This window comes from Sphingomonas sp. ID0503, from assembly GCF_048565625.1.
GTDB lineage: Bacteria > Pseudomonadota > Alphaproteobacteria > Sphingomonadales > Sphingomonadaceae > JBLZUR01.
In genome coordinates this window covers 2852357-2870571 of sequence record NZ_JBLZUR010000002.1, presented here as the reverse complement: position 1 = coordinate 2870571, position 18215 = coordinate 2852357, and the positions used below count along the sequence as shown (strand labels likewise).

The 18215-nt window shown below is 68.5% G+C and carries 12 protein-coding genes, 1 tRNA gene and 1 pseudogene; 9 read left to right on the top strand and 5 right to left on the bottom strand.

The genetic code is table 11. From position 1 onward, the window contains the following. Positions 1–2 precede the first annotated feature (2 nt). Positions 3–911: a tetratricopeptide repeat protein gene (locus ACM608_RS15045; protein WP_419684263.1), complete on the top strand. Its 909-nt coding sequence runs from the start codon at positions 3–5 to the stop codon at positions 909–911. A 351-nt stretch (positions 912–1262) separates the two neighbouring features. Here ACM608_RS15045 and ACM608_RS15040 read toward each other — a convergent pair whose 3' ends face one another. Both ACM608_RS15040 and ACM608_RS15035 read right to left on the bottom strand, forming a co-directional pair. Beyond that, the gene (locus tag ACM608_RS15040) at positions 1263–3530 is read right to left on the bottom strand and encodes an NADP-dependent malic enzyme (protein ID WP_419684261.1); all 2268 of its coding nucleotides are present in this window, start codon (positions 3528–3530) and stop codon (positions 1263–1265) included. Between the two features lie 27 nt (positions 3531–3557). Next, complete coding sequence (locus tag ACM608_RS15035) at positions 3558–4886, bottom strand: dicarboxylate/amino acid:cation symporter (protein WP_419684259.1); 1329 nt, start codon at positions 4884–4886, stop codon at positions 3558–3560. 470 nt (positions 4887–5356) lie between these two features. Between ACM608_RS15035 and ACM608_RS15030 the strand changes: the two genes are divergently transcribed. The 5 genes from ACM608_RS15030 to ACM608_RS15010 all read left to right on the top strand — a co-directional run bounded on the left by ACM608_RS15030 (position 5357) and on the right by ACM608_RS15010 (position 7501). Then, positions 5357–5614, top strand: a complete 258-nt coding sequence (locus ACM608_RS15030) for an SWIB/MDM2 domain-containing protein (protein ID WP_419684257.1) — start codon at positions 5357–5359, stop codon at positions 5612–5614. A 186-nt stretch (positions 5615–5800) separates the two neighbouring features. Then, positions 5801–6511: a hypothetical protein gene (locus tag ACM608_RS15025; RefSeq protein WP_419684255.1), complete on the top strand. Its 711-nt coding sequence runs from the start codon at positions 5801–5803 to the stop codon at positions 6509–6511. Beyond that, the gene (gene msrB / locus ACM608_RS15020; RefSeq protein ID WP_419684253.1) at positions 6508–6999 is read left to right on the top strand and encodes a peptide-methionine (R)-S-oxide reductase MsrB; all 492 of its coding nucleotides are present in this window, start codon (positions 6508–6510) and stop codon (positions 6997–6999) included. Before ACM608_RS15025 ends, msrB begins: the two co-directional genes overlap by 4 nt. 50 nt (positions 7000–7049) lie before the next feature. Then, a tRNA-Ser gene (locus ACM608_RS15015) sits at positions 7050–7140 on the top strand. Positions 7141–7162: 22 nt separating this feature from the next. Beyond that, positions 7163–7501 (top strand): YciI family protein, encoded by a 339-nt coding sequence (locus tag ACM608_RS15010; RefSeq protein ID WP_419684251.1) that lies wholly within the window; start codon positions 7163–7165, stop codon positions 7499–7501. Positions 7502–7509: 8 nt separating this feature from the next. Here the strand turns inward: ACM608_RS15010 and putA are convergent, their stop codons facing one another. Then, positions 7510–11109 (bottom strand): trifunctional transcriptional regulator/proline dehydrogenase/L-glutamate gamma-semialdehyde dehydrogenase, encoded by a 3600-nt coding sequence (gene putA, locus ACM608_RS15005; RefSeq protein ID WP_419684249.1) that lies wholly within the window; start codon positions 11107–11109, stop codon positions 7510–7512. 116 nt (positions 11110–11225) lie between these two features. On the opposite strand from putA, the gene ACM608_RS15000 reads away from it, so the two are divergent. The 3 genes from ACM608_RS15000 to ACM608_RS14990 are packed head-to-tail and all read left to right on the top strand — an operon-like array spanning position 11226 to position 14768. After that, positions 11226–12737, top strand: a complete 1512-nt coding sequence (locus ACM608_RS15000) for a hypothetical protein (protein ID WP_419684247.1) — start codon at positions 11226–11228, stop codon at positions 12735–12737. Between the two features lie 43 nt (positions 12738–12780). Further along, positions 12781–13857 (top strand): DNA replication/repair protein RecF, encoded by a 1077-nt coding sequence (gene recF, locus ACM608_RS14995; RefSeq protein ID WP_419684246.1) that lies wholly within the window; start codon positions 12781–12783, stop codon positions 13855–13857. Then, entirely contained in the window at positions 13854–14768 is a 915-nt protein-coding gene (locus tag ACM608_RS14990) for an alpha/beta hydrolase (RefSeq protein WP_419684245.1), read from the top strand. The genes recF and ACM608_RS14990 overlap by 4 nt, the downstream gene beginning before the upstream one ends. Here the strand turns inward: ACM608_RS14990 and ACM608_RS14985 are convergent. Together ACM608_RS14985 and ACM608_RS14980 are read right to left on the bottom strand one after the other, a co-directional pair. Continuing rightward, a complete protein-coding gene (locus ACM608_RS14985; RefSeq protein ID WP_419684243.1) occupies positions 14762–17236 on the bottom strand; it encodes a penicillin-binding protein 1A in 2475 nt (824 codons plus the stop codon). The genes ACM608_RS14990 and ACM608_RS14985 overlap by 7 nt on opposite strands. 140 nt (positions 17237–17376) lie before the next feature. Next, positions 17377–18135 (bottom strand): annotated as a pseudogene (locus tag ACM608_RS14980) (N-acetylmuramoyl-L-alanine amidase family protein); the annotation flags it as partial. Between the last annotated feature and the right edge of the window lie 80 nt (positions 18136–18215).

Here is an 18215-nt window from a genome sequence, read left to right as displayed (position 1 = left end):
CGATGCGGAAGTTGGTGATCGCCGGCCTGTTGCTGGCCTCTACATCGGGTACGGCGCTGGGGCAGGATGCCGCGCTGGAAGGGCGCGTGACCAAGGTCGAGAAGCAGCTGCGCGCCGTGCAGCGCAAGGTCTTCCCCGGCGCGAACCCGGACTATTTCGATGCCGAGATCGCGCCACCGGCCGTCGCCCCGGTCGCTGCTGGCACGCCGTCCGTCGGCGCGGTTGAGGAGCTGTCCGCACGGGTGGATGCGCTGGAGAAGGAATTGGCTCGCCTGACCGCGCAGTCGGAGGAGAACGGGTTCAAGGTTCGCCAGCTCGAAGCCGACTGGGCGAAGGTGAAGGCGGATCATGCGGCGCGTATCGCCGCGCTGGAGGGCAATGCTCCGGCGGCGATTGCGGCTCCGGCGGCGGGGGGCGCGGGCTCTCCGTTCACCACCGGTCCGTCTACCCCGGCTCCAGTGAAGGCCACGCCAGCGGCGGAGACCCCGGTCAGCGCGTCCGCAGGCCCTCCTTCCACCGGTGATGCGGGTGAGGACGCCTATATGGCGGGATACCGGCTGTGGGAGGCGAAGAAGTACCCCGAGGCCGAGGCGGCGCTGCGCGAGGTGGTCGCCAAATATCCCAAGCACAAGCGGGCGAGCTATGCGCAGAACCTGCTCGGCCGGTCGTTCCTGGACGAGGGGAAGCCCGCGCAGGCGGCGGAGGCGTTTTACACCAACTACCAGAAGATGCCGCGCGGCGAGCGCGCGCCGGACAGCCTGTATTATCTCGGCCAGGCGCTGACCCAGCTGAAGAAGCCGGCCGAGGCCTGCAAGGTCTATGGCGAGTTGACCGACGTCTATGGCGAGAAGATCGGCGAGCCGCTGAAGGGGCGCGTTGCGAAAGCCAAGGCCGACGCGAAGTGTTCGTAGGGTTATAATCCTCCCCCGCCAGGGGGAGGTGACGGAGGGGGAGGGTGGCGGCGTCACTTTGAGCTCAGAGTGCGCCGCTTTCCTCCCCCTCCGTCGCCTAACGGCGCCACCTCCCCCTTGCGGGGGAGGATGAGGTTGTCGCGAGTAAGCGATAATACTCCCCCGGAAGAGGAGGGGGACCGCCGCCGACTGGCGGTGGTGGAGGGTAGTCGCCGCTGCGATTCGCCGTGGTTATGCGGCAGATCTCGAAGCTTGCTGAGAGCGCAGCCACGAGATCGACCCGCCCCGCTTGTGGCGACTACCCCTCCACCGCCTGCGGCGGTCCGCCTCCCCCTCCGGGGGAGGATGAGGTTACCGCGCCCGCGCGACTTCTGCGGCCGCGAGGGCGGTCATGTTGATGATCGCGCGGGCGGTCGCCGCTTCGACCAGGATGTGGATCGGCTTCGACATGCCGATCAGCAGCGGGCCGACGCCGAGCGCGTTGGCGGCCCCGGCCAGCAGGGTGATCGAGATGTTCGCCGCGTCGAGGTTCGGCATCACCATCAGGTTGGCCGCGCCTTCGAGCGGGCTGTCGGTCGTCAGCCGGTCGCGCAGGGGCTCCATCAGCGCGGCATCGGCGTGCATCTCGCCATCGATCACGAAGTCCGGGTTCGCCGCGCGGACCAGCGCCAGCGCCTCGCGCATCTTGCGTGCGCTGGGGCCTTCCGAGGCACCGAAGTTGGAATGCGAGAGCATCGCGACCTTCGGCGTGATGCCGAACTGGCGCACAGCGTCGGCGGCGAGCAGCGTCATTTCCGCGATCTCCTGAGCGGAGGGATCGAGGTTGAGATGAGTGTCGCAGAAGAACAGCGTGCGGTTGTCGACGATCATCGCCGAGAGGGCATAGGCGCGGCTGACGTCCGCGCGGCGCGGCACGATCGGCATGATATGCTTCACATGCGCGCCCCAGTCCCCGACGCCGCCGCATAGCGCGCCGTCCACCTCGCCGAGGCGCAACAGCATGGCTGCGGCTACCGTCGGCTGATCCTGGAGCAGGCGCTCGGCCTCCTCGTCGCTGATGCCGCGCGGCCCGGCGACTTCGCCAAACCCGGTCAGCAGCCGCTCGCGCAGGGCATCGTCCGAGGCGAGATCCACGACGTCGATGTCCCGCCCGGCCTGAAGGCGGAGGCCGAGTTCGGCGATCTTGTTGGTGATGTTGTTCCAGTCACCGATCAGCACGGGCCGCGCCAGCCGCTCGTCCACCGCACCCTGCGCAGCGCGGAGCACGCGGGGATCGGCGCCCTCGCCATAGGCGATGCGGGCCTTGCCCTGCCGGGCGGTCTCGAACACCGGGGTCATCAGGCGGTCCGACCGGCGAGTCAGCGCGCGCAGGCTGATGCGATATTCCTCAAGGTCAATCGGGCGCGAGGCGGCACCCGTCTCCATCGCCGCCTTGGCGACGGCGAGCGGCACTTCGACCGCAAGGCGCGGGTCGAACGGCTTGGGGATGATGTGGTCCCGGCCGAAGATCAGGCTCGCGCCGCCATAGGCGTTGGCGACCGTCTCCTCCGGCTCGACACGGGCGAGGCCGGCGATCGCCCGGACGGCGGCGACCTTCATCTCCTCGTTGATCGCGGTCGACCCGACATCGAGCGCGCCGCGGAAGATGTAGGGGAAACAGAGCACGTTGTTGACTTGGTTCGGATAATCCGAACGGCCGGTGGCGTAGATCGCGTCCGGTCGGCCGGCGATGATCAGCTCCGGCAGGATCTCCGGCTCGGGATTGGCGAGCGCCAGCACGAGCGGCTTCTCCGCGAGGAGGGGCAGCCAGTCGGGGTTGAACACGCGCGGCGCGGACAGGCCGAGGAAGATGTCCGCGCCCGGCAGCGCATCCGCGAGGGTGCGGGCGTTGGTGGTGCGGGCATAGGGCTGGAGGATGGGAGCGAGGTTCTCCCGCTCGCTATGCACGACGCCCTTTGAATCGGTGAGGATCACGTTCTCGGGATTGAGGCCGAGGTGGATCAGCAGGCGAACGCAGGACAAAGCCGACGCACCCGCGCCGGAGGTGACGAGGCGTACATCCTCCAGCTTCTTGCCCTGCAGGTGCAGGCCGTTGAGGATCGCGGCCGAGGCGACGATGGCGGTCCCGTGCTGATCGTCGTGGAAGACGGGGATGTTCATCCGCGCCTTCAACGTCTCCTCGATCTCGAAGCATTCGGGGGCCTTGATGTCCTCAAGGTTGATGCCGCCGAAGGTCGGCTCCAGCGCGGCGACGACCTCGATGAACTTCTTCGGATCGGTCTCCGCCACCTCGATGTCGAAGACGTCGATATTGGCGAACTTCTTGAAGAGGACGGCCTTGCCCTCCATCACCGGCTTGCCGGCGAGCGGGCCGATATTGCCGAGGCCGAGCACGGCGGTGCCGTTCGAGATGACGGCGACGAGGTTGCCGCGCGCGGTATATTCGCGGGCGGTGTCCGGGTTGGCGGCGATCTCCTCGCAGGCGGCGGCCACGCCCGGCGAATAGGCGAGCGCGAGGTCGCGCTGGTTCGCCATGCGCTTGGTCGGCTCGACCGTCAGCTTACCGGCGGGGGCGAGGCGGTGGTAATCCAGCGCTGCCTTGCGGAAATCTTCGTCCATACACTCTCTACCGCTTGGGGCGGCGCATCATGCCGCCTTGAAGTCAGGGTCCGCCTCGCTTGGAAGCGCCTTCCCGTCAAGGGTCGCGTGCAGGCGGTCTAGGTCCAGCGCCCCTTCCCAGCGTGATACCACGATGGTCGCGACGGCATTGCCGATGAAGTTGGTGAGGCTGCGGCACTCGCTCATGAACCGGTCGACGCCGAGGATAAGAGCCATGCCGGCGACCGGCACGGCGGGCACGACCGAGAGCGTCGCGGCAAGGGTGATGAAGCCGGCGCCGGTGACGCCGGCCGCACCCTTCGAGCTGAGCATCGCCACCCCGAGAAGGAGCGCCTGCTGCCCGAAGCTCAGGTGGATGCCGGTCGCCTGAGCGATGAACAGGGTGGCAAGCGTCATGTAGATGTTGGTGCCGTCGAGATTGAAGGAATAGCCGGTCGGCACGACGAGGCCGACCACCGACTTGCGGCAGCCCGCCTTCTCCATCTTGTCGATCAGGCTGGGGAGCGCCGCCTCCGACGAGGACGCGCCGAGGACGAGGAGGAGTTCGGTCTTCAGGTAGCGGATCAGCTTCAGGATCGAGAAGCCGGCAAAGCGCCCGACCAGCCCGAGCACCACCAGCACGAACAAGGCGGAGGTGAGGTAGAAGGTGGCGACCAGCTCCGCCAGGTTGGCGAGCGCGTCGATCGAGTAGCGGCCGACGGTGAACGCCATAGCCCCGAACGCGCCCAAGGGTGCCGCGCGCATCAGGATGGCGACCAGACGGAAGACGACATGCGTGGCGGATTCGAGGATGTTGAGCAGCGGCTTCGCCCGCTCCCCCACCAGCGCCATGGCGATGCCGGTGAGGATGGCGACGAACAGGACCTGCAGGATGTCGCCCCCAGTCAGCGCCGCGGGCATGGTCTCCGGGATGACATTCAGGAGGAATCCCGTGATCGTCTGCTCATGCGCCTTGGTCGCGTAATCCGCGACCTTGCCGGCATCGAGCGTCGCCGGATCGATGTTCAGCCCGGCACCCGGCTGGGTGAGGTTGCCGACCGCCAGACCGACGAACAGCGCCAGCGTCGAGAAGAATAGGAAATAGGCGAAGGCCTTGGTGGCGACTCGTCCTACCGTGCGGAGCTCGTTCATGCCGGCGATGCCGGTCACCACCGTCAGGAAGATGACGGGCGCGATGACCATCTTGACCAGCTTGATGAAGCCGTCGCCGAGCGGCTTGAGCGCGACCCCGGTGTCAGGCCAGAAATGTCCGACAAGGATACCGAGCACGATGGCGACGAGGACCTGGACGTAAAGCTGGCCCGCCGATCCGCCGCGCCGGTGAACGGGTTCCGCCTCAAGATCGGCTGGCTGCACCCTCGTCCTTCCGCATAGCGCGCTTTGGGGTCTATAAGATCGAGCGCCGTGCGTGAAGACTCAGCGATGCCGGCTGTTGTTCCCGCCACATTCCGGTATCACAGACAGCTTGCCCAGCAACTCGGCTATCCCTGAGTCGAAGCTTCCGGTGCTTTGCCCGAACGTGCTGCGCAGGCATTCGCCAAGGTCCATGATCGGGGTGGTGGGGCTGCGGTTTGGGTTAGGGGACGATCTCTGATGCGGCACGATCTTCGACTTCCCGCCTGTTAGGGAGTGATAACGCGTCGATCATGCCACAGTTGCAGGCTGCCGTATGCCCCGGCGTGCCGTTTCCATGATTTCGTCGTGTCCCTGAGGACAAAAAGCCACCGCCGCCTTGCCGCCGCGCGCTCTCCGGTGCAACGGGGGCCAAGTCCGGTTGACGGGCCGCGCCAATCGGCGTCACATGCGATTCTCTATCAGGAGGGACTATGCTCAAGAAGAAAGTGTCCGGCGGCCTCAGCAAGGTCCAGACCCCGTCCGCAGAGCTGGCCGCGATCGTGGGCAAGGACCCGCTGACCCGCGCCGACGTGGTCAGCAAGGTCTGGGAATACATCAAGAAGAACAACCTCCAGAACCCCGAGAACAAGCGCGAGATACTCGCCGACGACAAGCTCGAGAAGGTTTTCGGCACCAAGAAGGTGACGATGTTCGAGATGAACAAGCACTTCTCCGGCCACCTGAAGTAAGCTTTTTCGTGCCGATCCCGCGGGGCTGTGTCCCCGCGGGACGCGCCGATACCGGTTCGGCCACGCCCGATTGGCGGAACCAGCCGCCCCGACGAACGCTTCCATCCGCTTGACCCGTCCCGGTTCAGGGCCGGTTCAACCGTTTTGCGCCAATTACTTAGCGCAAGATAAGCGGAAGGATCGAGGATGCGGATTTCCACCGGCGGCAGGATGTCGATGGGCGGCAAGGCAGCGCTGCTGGCCACGCTTGCCGCCATGCTCGGCGGCTGCGTCTACGATGACGTGACCTATGGCGGCGGCGGATATGCGGCCGCGCCCGCCGATCCGTATTATAGCGATCCGTATTATGACGGCGGCTATGGCCCCGGCTATGCCTATGGGCCCGGCTATGGCTGGTACGACGGCTTCTACTATCCGGGCAGCGGCGTCTGGATCTACGATCGCGGCGGGCGGCGGCACCGGATGCGCGATCGTGACCGCGATCACTGGCATGGTCATCACGGCGGTCGCCCCGATCGGCCGGGCCGTCCGGATCATGTGGGTCGTCCAGATCGTCCGGACCGTCCGGGCGGCGATCGTCCCGGTGCAGGCCGGCCCGACCGTCCGGGCGGGGGACGCCCCGATCGCCCTGGCGAGGGCCGTCCCGACCGTCCCGGCCGGCCCGATCACCATGGCGGGCGGCCGTCGCAGGATGGCAGTGTCGGCCGACCTGATCGCGGTAATCGGCCGCCGCCGGGCGCACCCGGCCCGAACGGCGGCATCGGCCGTCCGTCACCAGGCCCGTCCGGTGACGCCGTCCGCCCGTCGCGCCCGGATCGCGCGCCCCGGGCAGCCCCCGCGCAACCCCGCCGCGAGACCGCTCCGCGTCTCGGCGGGCGCAGGCAGGCGGAGCCGTGATCCGCGCTCCGGCCTTCAGCCGCCGGAGCCTGGTTGGTGGCGGCGCGGTCGTCGGGCTGGCCCTGCTCGCGCCCGCCCTCACCCGAGCCAAGCCCGCCACCTTCCCCGTCGTGCTGAGCGACGCCGAATGGCGTCAGCGACTCAGCCCCTCGGCCTATGCGGTGCTGCGCCGGGCAGCCGCCGAGCGGCCTTTTTCCAGCCCGCTCAATGCCGAGCACCGGCGCGGCACCTTCGCTTGCGCCGGCTGCGGCCAGCCGCTGTTCCTCTCCACCATCAAGTTCGACAGCGGCACGGGCTGGCCGAGCTTCTGGAAGCCGATGCCCGGCGCCGTCGGCGAGCGGCGCGACCGGTCGCTGATGATGGAACGGGTCGAGGTGCTTTGCGCGCGCTGCGGCGGCCATCTCGGCCATGTCTTCGAGGACGGGCCGAAGCCCACGAGCCTGCGCTACTGCATGAACGGTGCGGCCATGACGTTCAAACCCGCCTGACGGGTTGCGCAGGGAGCGGCAGCGGGATAAGCGCACGCCTTCCCGCGGACGGAGCGGTGGCCGAGTGGTCGAAGGCGCACGCCTGGAAAGTGTGTAGGGGTCCAAAGCTCCTCGTGGGTTCGAATCCCACCCGCTCCGCCAAGACCGCAGCAGAGACGCCGGTATGACCAAGTACCTGATCTCCCTCCCCAGCGCGGCGATGGTGCTCTCCGACGAAGAACTGGCGCTTGCCGGTGTCGAGTCCGGTGCCGTGATCGAGGAGGCGAAGGCGACCGGGGTCTACGTGTTCGCCGGCGGGATCGATGAGCAACTGGACCCGGTGATGGTTTCCGGGGATGGGGCGGTGGCTGCCGAAACCTATCCGGGGAGCCGACTGACCGGCGGGTTTGCGGTGCTGGAACTGCCGACGCGCGAGGATGCCGTCCGCTGGGCAGCCAAGATCGCCGCCGCTTGCCGGTGCGCACAGGAGGTCCGGGCCTTCATGTACGATCCGGCGAGCTAGGCCCGCCTCTACCCGATCATCATCAGGCTGGCATTGCCTCCCGCCGCCGTCGTGTTGATCGAGGTCGAGACCTCCTCCAGCAACCAGTCGAGCTGGTAGGCGAGGGGCTGGCCGGGGGCAGCGGCGTGGACGGGTACGATCGGGCCGGGCATCGTCGCGACGGTTTCCGCCATCGCCGCGATGCGCTTCTCGCCGCCTTCGACCAAGGCCGCCGCATAGGGTTCGCTGGTCGCGGCGAGTGCTGCGGCGACGCTGGCGGGGAGGCCGGCGGGGAGGGCCATCCCTTCGACCGTGCCGCGATTGCCGGTGGCGAGTACGGCGGCAATCTGTTCGAACAGCCCTTCGCGCGTCGCCGGGCGCATCAGCACGCGGCCGCGCGGATGGAGGGTGTAGAGGTTGATCTCGCCGACGGGGCCCGGCAGCGTCAGCCCGGCACCCAGCGCCGAGGCGTCGCAGTAACGCCGCGCGACATCCGCCGCCTTCGCCTCTCCGGACGCATCCAGCCAGGCGATGAAGTCGTGGAGCGGCGTATCGAGATGCCCCGCCCGCTCCGCGAAGACCGGCGCGACATCGACCAGCCGGCCGAGATAGAGCGGGCCGCCCGCCTTCGGCCCGGTTCCCGAAAGGCCGCGCCCGCCGAACGGCTGCACGCCGACGATCGCGCCAATGGTGTTGCGGTTGACGTAGAGATTGCCCGCCTTCACCCGCGCGGTGACATGGGCGACGGTCTCGTCCAGCCGGGTGTGCAGGCCGAAGGTCAGGCCGTAGCCGGTGGCGTTGATGTTGGCGATCAGCGCGTCCAGTCGGTCGCGGCGATAGCGGATGACGTGGAGGACGGGGCCGAACACCTCGCGCTCAAGATCGGCGATGCTGTCCAGTTCGATGATCGTCGGGGCGACGAAGGTGCCGTGCGCGGTCTCTTCCGAGAGCGCCTGTCGTTCGACCTTGCGGCCGAGGCCGGCCATGTGGGCGACGTGCTGTTCGAGGTTCTTCTGCGCCTCGGCGGTGATGACCGGGCCGATGTCGACGGCCAGCCGGTCGGTGCGGCCGATGCTCAGTTCCTTCAGCGCCCCCTTGAGCATGGAGAGCGTGCGGTCGGCGATGTCGTCCTGCAGGCAGAGGATGCGCAGCGCCGAGCAACGCTGCCCCGCGCTGTCGAAGGCCGAGGCGATGACGTCCGCCACGACCTGTTCGGCAAGCGCCGAGGAGTCGACGATCATCGCGTTTTGCCCACCGGTTTCGGCGATGAAGGGGATCGGCTTGCCGCTGGGAGAGAGGCGCTCGGAAAGCTGACGCTGGATGAGGCGCGCGACCTCGGTCGATCCGGTGAACATCACCGCCGCGACCTGCGGCTGGGCGACCAGAGCCGCACCGAGCTTGCCGTCGCCGGGCGTGAACTGCAGCGCATCCGCCGGCACGCCCGCCTCGTGGAGGAGGCGCACGCTTTCGGCCGCGATCAGCGGTGTTTCCTCGGCGGGCTTGGCGAGGACGGGGTTGCCGGCGACGAGGGCGGCGGCGACCTGCCCGGTGAAGATCGCCAGCGGGAAGTTCCACGGGCTGATGCAGACGACCGGGCCGAGCGGCACCTGCGCCGGGCCGAAGGTCTCCCGCGCCTGCGCCGCATAGTATCGAAGGAAGTCGATCGCCTCGCGCACCTCGGAAATGGCGTTGGGGAGCGACTTGCCTGCCTCCCGCACGATCAGGCCGAGCAGGATCGGCATCCGCGCCTGCATGGCATCGGCGGCGCGGTCGAGGATGGCGGCGCGCTCGGCAACCGGGGTCTCGCCCCAAGTCGAGGCGGCGGCGCGCGCGACGAGTGCGGCGGCGTCGTCCGGCCCGAGTTCAAACACGCGGCCGACGATATCGCGGTGGTCCGCCGGGTTCGCGACCGGGCGCTCGGTGCCGCCGGATGTCGGACGGGCGGTCCACTCGGTTCGGGTGCTCTCGGCCAACGCCTCGCCGAGCGCGGCCAAAGCGGACTCGTCTGACAGGTCGATGCCTGCGGAGTTGCGGCGGTTGGGGTAGAGATCGGCGGGGAGCGCGATCAGGTCGTTCTGGCGGCCGGGATGCGGCATGGCGCGCACCGCCTCGACGGGGTCCACCACCAGTTCGTCCAACGGCACGGCCGGATCGGCGATGCGGTTGACGAAGGACGAGTTCGCGCCGTTCTCCAGCAGGCGGCGGACGAGATAGGCGAGCAGCGTCTCATGCGTGCCGACCGGCGCGTAGATGCGGCAGGGGCGGTCGAGCTTGTCGGGGCCGACGACCTCTTCATAGAGCGGCTCGCCCATGCCGTGCAGGCACTGGAACTCGTAAGCGCCCGGTGCGAAATCATCGCCCGCCATCTCGTAGATGGTGGCGAGCGTCTGGGCGTTGTGGGTGGCGAATTGCGGGAACACGGCCTCGGGTGCGGCCAGCAGCTTTCGCGCGCAGGCGAGATAGGCGACGTCGGTGTGGATCTTGCGGGTGTAGACGGGGAAGCCGGCGAGCCCGTCGACCTGCGCGCGCTTTATCTCGGCATCCCAATAGGCGCCCTTGACGAGGCGGACCATGATGCGCCGCCCGGCGCGGCGGGCGAGGTCGACGATCCAGTCGATGACATAGGGGCAGCGCTTGCCATAGGCCTGCACCACGAAGCCGAGGCCGTTCCAGCCGGCGAGATCGGAGTCGACGGCGAGGCTTTCGAGGAGGTCGAGCGAGAGTTCGAGGCGATCGGCCTCCTCCGCGTCGATGTTGAAACCGATGTTGAACGACCGCGCGAGCACCGCCAGTGCCTTCACGCGGGGCAGCAGTTCACCCATCACCCGATCCGCCTGCGCGCGGACATAGCGGGGGTGGAGGGCGGAGAGCTTGATCGAGATGCCCGGCCCCGCGATCGGCCCGCGCCCCGCCGCCGCCTTGCCGATTGCGCGGATCGCGTTCTCGTAATCGGCGTAATAGCGTTCGGCATCCTTGGCCGTCGTCGCCGCTTCGCCCAGCATGTCGTAGCTGTAGGAGAAGCCCTTGGCCTCCATCTCCCGCGCGCGGCGGAGCGCCTCGCCGATGGTCTCGCCGGTGACGAACTGTTCGCCCATCATCCGCATGGCGAGATCGACGCCGCGCCGGATCACCGGCTCGCCCGCGCGCGCGATCAGCCGGGTGAGCGCCGCGCCAAGGCCGCGATCGTCCACGCTGCCGACCAGCTTGCCGGTGACGACCAACCCCCAGCTTGCCGCGTTGACGAAAAGAGAGCGGCCCCCGCCGACATGCGCGCGCCAGTCCCCCTCAGCGATCTTGTCGCGGATCAGCGCGTCGCGGGTCTCGTCATCGGGGATGCGGAGCAGCGCCTCCGCCAGGCACATCAGCGCCACGCCCTCCTGGCTCGACAGCGAATATTCGTGAACGAGGCCCTCGACCCCGCTGCCGCGATGCTTGGCACGAAGCGCGGTGACGAGCGTGCGCGCAGTCGCCTGCGCCGCCATGCGGATATTTTCGGGCAGGCTTGCCTGATCGAGCAAAGGCTGGAGGCATTCGGCTTCGTCACGACGGTAAGCGGCGGTGATTGCCTGCCGCAGCGGGGATTGCGGGCGAATCGATGGAGCGAAGTCGGCGAAGGGTGCGCGGGTCATCCCGAATACATAGTCGGTGCGCCACCGATCCGCATCGCCCGTCTTGAACGGCCGTCTTATGCTGCGTTCGACCGGCGTCCATTTCGGCCGCTGCCCCAAGTTTCCGGAGTAAGCGATTGCCGACGACGTCCGCCTCGCAGAGATGGTCCCCCAGGGCCGGCGCTCAATCCTGGCTTACCGTAGCAATCCTCCTGATCGTCGCTGTCGCGTGCCGTTACGCGCAGTTCGGCAATCCGGCGATCCAGGTGGACGACCAGTTCTACCTGCTGGTCGGCGATCGCATGTGGCAGGGCGCGCTGCCCTATGTCGACATCTGGGATCGCAAGCCGATCGGCCTGTTCCTGCTCTATGCCGGCATCCGCGTCTTCGGCGGTGACGGGGTGCTCGCCTACCAGTTGACCGCGACCGTCTTCGCGGCGGCGACGGCCTGGGTCATCACGCGCATCGCCGCACGGGTGGCCCCTTGGCCGGGGCCGCTGATCGCGGGGATCGTGTACCTGCTCTATCTCGGCGTGTTCGGCGGCGATGGCGGCCAGTCGCCCGTCTTCTACAATCTGCTTACCGCGCTCGGTGCGCTGATGATGGTCAAGGCGGCCGAACAAGCTGTGTTCGGAAGGCGCGCGTTCCTCTTCGGCCTGGGCGCGATGGCGTTCATCGGACTGGCGATCCAGATCAAGTACACGGTCGTGTTCGAAGGCGTGTTCTTCGGGCTGACGCTGCTCTTTCTCGCAAGGACGCGGGGTTTGAAGCTGGGCCTGCTCGTATCGGCCGGCGTCATCTGGGCGGCCGTGGCCATGCTGCCGACGGTTGCTGCGGCGGCGTGGTATGCAAGTCATGGCGCTACGGAGCCGTTTCTCTACGCCAACTTCACCTCGATCTTCGGCCGCAACACCAATGCGCTTGGTCAGACGGGCGGACGCTTCCTTGAGATGCTGCTGCTGATCGCGCCGCTCGGGCTTACCGCGTGGACGGGCGCGGCTGTGCCGAAGGAGGGAAGCGACCGGGCGATCTTACGGATACTCGTGGGCTGGTCGCTTGCGGCCGTCGCCGGCGTCCTGATCTTCGGCAGCTATTTCGACCATTATGCGCTCCCGCTCCTCCTTCCTCTCGCCGTCACCGCCGCGCCGGCCTTTGCAGGTGCGCGTCTCGGGATCCTCTCCGGGGAGCGATTCCGCTCCGTACCGCTCTGGCTGTTCGTAGCCGTCTTTGCGGGTGTCCTCTCGGTCATCACGATCAAGAAGAACGTGAAGGCGCGGGGCGACGGGCGGCAGGTGGCCGCAATGGTGAAGGCGATACGCCCCCGCCTCGACGGCTGCCTCTTCGTCTATTCGGGCGAGCCGATCCTCTACCATCTGACCGGCAGCTGCCTGCCCGGCCGCTGGCCGTTCCCGGATCACCTCAACAACATTTCGGAAGACCTTTCGATCGGCACCGATCCGCTTGCCGAGGTCAGGCGGATCATGGCCAGTCGCCCGAAGCTGGTGGTGTCGCAGGATACGCCGGAGAAGAAGGCGAACTGGCGGACCTGGCGGTACATGGAAGCGGCGCTGCGGCGCGACTACCACCCGGTCTTCTCGGTCGCCGTCGGGAAGCGGCACCGCATCCTCTACCAGCGCAACGGCAGCTGAGCGCGGCTTCCCACACTGACCCCGGCAGGCGATAGAAGGCGGGATGCCCGTTGCACGCCTTGCCCTCACCGACTTCCGATCGCACGCCGATACCGCCATCGCGCTGGGGCAGGGTTTGATCGCGATCACCGGGCCGAACGGGGCGGGGAAGACCAACCTGCTGGAAGCGGTGTCGCTGCTGACGCCAGGGCGCGGCCTGAGGCAAGCGCCCTTGTCGGAGATGGCGCGGGCGGGCGGGCCGGGCAATTTCGCAATCTTCGCCAGCCTCGAAACCGCCGGCGGACCTGTCGAGATCGGCACCGGCACGATGGCGGCCGCGCCCGAGCGGCGGCAGGTGCGGGTCAACCAGGCGTCGACTTCGGTGTCGGCCTTGTCCGAATGGCTTTCGGTGCTGTGGCTGACCCCGGCGATGGACCGGCTGTTCAGCGAGGCGGCGGGCGGGCGGCGGCGCTTCCTCGACCGCCTCGTCCTCGCGCTCGAACCCGGGCACGCCAGCCACGCCGCCCGTTACGAGGCGGCGATGCGGGCGCGCAACAAGCTGCTGGCCGAGCCGGAGAATGCCGACCCGGCCTGGCTGTCCGCGCTGGAGGCGGGGATGGTCGAGCATGGGCTGGCTCTGGCTGAGGCGCGGGCTGAGGCGGTGCGGCTGCTTTCGGCGCGGTTGGAGGCGCAACCGGCCGGGCCGTTTGCGCGGGCGGGGCTAGTGCTGGAGGGCTGGGTGGCGGGGCCGGATTTCGCGGGCGAGCTGCGCGGCGGGCGCGGTCGGGATGCCGCGGCGGGGCGGACGCTGGCGGGTCCACATCGCAGTGACCTGTCGGTCACCCATCTCGACAAGGGCCAGCGGGCGCAGCTCTGTTCGACCGGCGAGCAGAAGGCGCTGCTTCTCGGCATCGTCCTCGCCCATGCCGATCTGGTGGCGGAACGGCGCGGCGCGCGGCCGATCCTCCTCCTCGACGAGGTCGCCGCCCACCTCGATCCGCTCCGCCGCGCTGCCCTGTTCGATCGGCTCGCGGCAGGCGGGGGACAGGTGTGGATGACGGGGACCGAGGCGGCGCTGTTCGCTGAGGCGGACGGGGCTGACCGGTTCGAGATGCGTGACGGGCGGGTCGAGCGGGCATGAACCCGCGCCGCGTCATTCCGGCCGGCATGAGCTTCGGTAACTGGACCGCACCCGATGGGTGGCGGATGCGCCGCTTCGACTGGCCGGCGGACGGTGCGCGCGGCAACATCCTGTTCCTCGGCGGACGGGGCGATTTCGTCGAGAAGTACCTGGAGCCGCTGGCGCATTGGCATCAGGCGGGCTGGGGGCTGACCGGCTTCGACTGGCGCGGGCAAGGCGGGTCGGGGCGGATGCTGGCCGACCCGATGATCTGCCATGCCGCCGACTTCGACGCGCTGCTCGCCGACCTGCGCGCTTTCGTCGCCCTGTGGGCGGCTGAGACGAAAGGGCCGCATGTCATCGTCGCCAACTCGATGGGCGGGCATCTCGTCATGCGATTGCTGGCGGAAGGCACGGCGGTGGACGGCGTGGTGCTGACCGCGCCCATGGTCGGCATCCGGGTACGCGGGCTCAGCAACTGTGCGCTCGGGCGGATCGCGGGGGCGGCGGTGCGCCTCGGCCTCGGCGAGCGGCTGATCTGGCGCCGCGATGCGGGCGATGTCGGCGGGCGGATGACTTCCTGCCCCGACCGGCAGGCGGACAAGCTCTGGTGGAAGGCCGAGCATCCCGAGATCGCCTCGGGCGGGCCGAGCTGGGGCTGGACGCGCGCCGCCTGCGCCTCGATCGGGCGGCTGAGCGACGGGGATTACCGGCGGATCACGACGCCCGCGCTGATCCTCGCCTCCGAGCGGGACGTGATCGTGGATGTGCGGGCGATCGCCCGCGCGGCGGCATTGATGCCGGCGGCAGAGCTGGCGCTGTTTCCTGGGGTCGGACACGAGCTACTGCGGGAGGCGGATGCGGTGCGCCTGCCGGTGATGGCGCGCATCGACCGGTTCCTCTCCTCGTCATTGCAGGGTCGGGGTCAGTAGATCCCGTCTTCCTTGGTGAGGAACGCCGCGTCGCCCTGCGACACCCGCTCCTCCGCCGCTTCCTTTTCCGGCTTCTTGATCGATCGGCGGGGTTCGGTCTCGGGCTTGAACGCCTCCCAGATCACCGCTGCCTTGGGATCGTTGCCGGGCCATGCGCCGAAGACGCGGCGGCCGGAGGCGCGGTCGATGCGGACCATGCGGATGCCGGGCGGGGCCTTGAAGGGGACGACGGGCATGCCATCCATCGCGACCTTGGCGAACTGCTTCCAGATCGGTGCGGCGACGGTGCCGCCCTGCGCATAGCCGCCGAGCGGGCGGGGCTGGTCGTAGCCGAGATAGACGCCCGCCACGAGATCCTGCGATCCGCCGACGAACCAGACGTTGGTCGGGCCGGATGAGGTGCCGGTCTTGCCGAAGAGCGGGCGGTTGAGATCGCGCAGCACGGTGGCGGTGCCGCGCTGGATCACGCCCTCCAGGATGTGGACGGTCTGATAGGCGGTCATCGCGTCGATCGCCTGCTTCGACCGTTGCGCCGGGCGCGGCATGGCCTGCCCGTTCCAGTCGCGCGCATTGCAGCCGTCGCAGGGGCGCGTATCCGCCTTCCAGATCACCTTGCCTGTCCGATCCTGGACATAGTCGATCACCGTCGGCTTCAGGTCGCGGCCACCATTGGCGAGGATCGCATAGGCGTTGGTGAGCTTCGACACCGTCGTGTCGCCCGCACCGAGCGATATGGCGAGCACCGCCGGATAGTCGCCGATCCCGGCCCGCTTGGCGAGGCTTACGACATTCTTCATGCCGGTCTGGCTGGCGGCACGCACCGTCATCAGGTTGCGCGATTGCTCGACGCCCCAGCGCATCGTCTTCGGCCCGGCATAGCCTCCGGAGAAGTTTCGGAAGCATTTGTTGCCGAGATTGGCGCCCTGCCAGACGCAAAACGGGCCATCGACGATGATCGACGCAGGGGTCATGCCCGCGTCGAGCGCTGCGGCATAGACGAACGGCTTGAAGCTCGACCCCGGCTGCCTGAGCGCCTGCGTCGCGCGGTTGAAGGAGGAGCCGCGCACGTCGAACCCGCCCTGCATGGCGAGGACCTGGCCGGTATGCGGGTTCTCCGCCACCAGCCCGCCCGACACGCGCGGGATCGAGCGCAGCACCCAATTGGCCCCGTCGCGCTTGACGACGATGACGTCGCCGGCACGCAGGAAGTTGAAGGCGACCCCGCCGACACCGCGCTTGGGCATCGCCGCGCCCCAGGCGGGCAGCGTGTCGGTGGTGCCATCGGCAAAGCCGATCTCCGCCGCGCCGCGCGCCTTGGAGAGGACGACGGCGGCGCGCCAGTCGCCATAGCCCGTGCCGACCGGCAGGCTGGCGAGGCGACGCGGCCAGCCGTCGCCCACGTCGATGCTGTCGATCCGCCCGCTCCAGCCGCGTCCCGCCTCATAGCGGACGAGGCCGTCGCGCAGCGCCGTCTCCGCCGCCTTCTGGATCTTCGGGTCGTAGGATGTCTTCACCCATAGCCCACCGGCATAGACGCTGTTCGGCCCGGCCTCGGCATTCTCGCCGAACTGCGCGATCAGCTGGCGGCGGACCTCCTCCATGAAATAGCCGGTCGCCTGACGTTCCGGCTGGATCTGGTAGCGCTGGATGGTGCCGAGCGGGGCGGCGGCGGCCTCCCCACGCTGGGCGGCGGTGATGAAGCCGTTCGCCTCCATCTGATCGAGCACATAGTTGCGGCGGACGAGCGCGCGTTCGGCATTGCGTTCGGGCGTGTAGTTGGCGGGCGCCTTGGGCAGGATCGCGAGATAGGCGATCTCCGGCAGGGTCAGCGCGTCGACATCCTTGCCGAAATAGGCGCGGGCGGCGGACTGCACACCATAGGCGTTCCGGCCGAGGAAGATCTGGTTGAGGTAGATTTCCAGGATCTGCTGCTTGCTGAGCGTGGTTTCCAGCCGCCAGGCGAGGATCGCCTCGCGCACCTTGCGGCTGACCGCGTAGCTCGAATCCTTGAGCAGCCCCTTTGCCACCTGCTGCGTGATGGTCGAGCCGCCGCGTGCCCGCTCGCCCGAACCGTATTTGGTGACGAAGTCCCAGACCGCGCCGGCAAGGCCCGTCACGTCGATGCCGTGATGGGTGAAGAAGGTCTTGTCCTCGGCCGAGATGAACGCCTCGACCAACGTCTTCGGGTATTCGTCGAAGGCGAGTTCGACGCGCCGTTCGCGGGCGAAGACATGGACCGGCGTGCCGTCATAGGCGCGGACGTTGGTGGGCAGCGGCGCCTGGTAGGCAAGGAGTTCGTCGGCGGACGGCAGGTCGCGGGCGAACAGGAACCAGAGCGCGCCCCAGCCGATCAGGGTCAGCGCGAGGAGCGCGCCGAGCGCCTTGGTCCAGCGCGAGCGGAGGACTCGGCCGAGGCGGGTATCGCGGTGGACGCGGATGGTGGTGCGGGTTGGGGTGTCCTCGTTCATCGACAAAGTCGCTCAGCTCGCTCTCAACCACCACCCGTTCGTGCTGAGCGAAGTCGAAGCACGTGTTGCAAGCGATTCCCTCGTTACCCGTCCTTCGACTGCGCTCAGGACGAACGGAGTGTCGGCGTGTAACCGCTCCCTCACCCTTTCGCCAGACGCCGCGCGAAATGGGCCTCCACCGCGCGGCGGACCCCCTTGGCGATCGCCGCCCGTCCCTCGTCCGAGAACAGGAACTGCGCATCGCGGTCGTTGGAAAGATAGCCGGTCTCGAACAGGACCGAGGGCGTGTCCGGTGCCTTCAGCACCCGGAAATTGGCGAAGCGGTGGAAGACGGTGCGGAAGCGGACGGCGGGCGCGGCCTCCCGCTGGAGGAGGTTGGCGAAGCCCGCCGAGACGTTCATCGTCTCGCGCCGGGCGAGATCGATCAGGATCGACTGGATGTCGGCGTTCTCTGCCCCCAGATCGACGCCGCGGATGACGTCGGCCTTGTTCTCCTTGGCGGCAAGGCGCGCGGCCTCCTTGTCGGACGCGACCTCCGACAGGGTGTAGACGCTGGCGCCGGAGGCCTGGAGGTTCGCGGCGGCATCGGCGTGGATCGAGATGAACAGGTCCGCGCTCAGCCGCCGGGCGACCGCTACCCGCTCCGGCAATGCGAGGAAGCGGTCGTCGCTTCGGGTCAGCGCCACGCGGATGCGGCCCGACTTCACCAGTTCATCCCGGACCGCGCGGGCGATGGCGAGGACGGCGGTCTTCTCCTGACGCTGCTCGTAGGTCGAGATGGTGCCCGGATCGTGCCCGCCATGGCCGGGGTCGAGGACGACGAGCGGGTATTGGCGGCTCTTCGGACCGGAGACCTTGGGCAGCGGGCCGCCGCCGGTGGAGCGCAGGGGGACGGTGATGCCCTGGGGAGATGCCGGGGCCGTGAGGAGGAGTGCGGCAAGTGCCGTCAACCATGCGCCCACCCGGATCATGTCGAGGC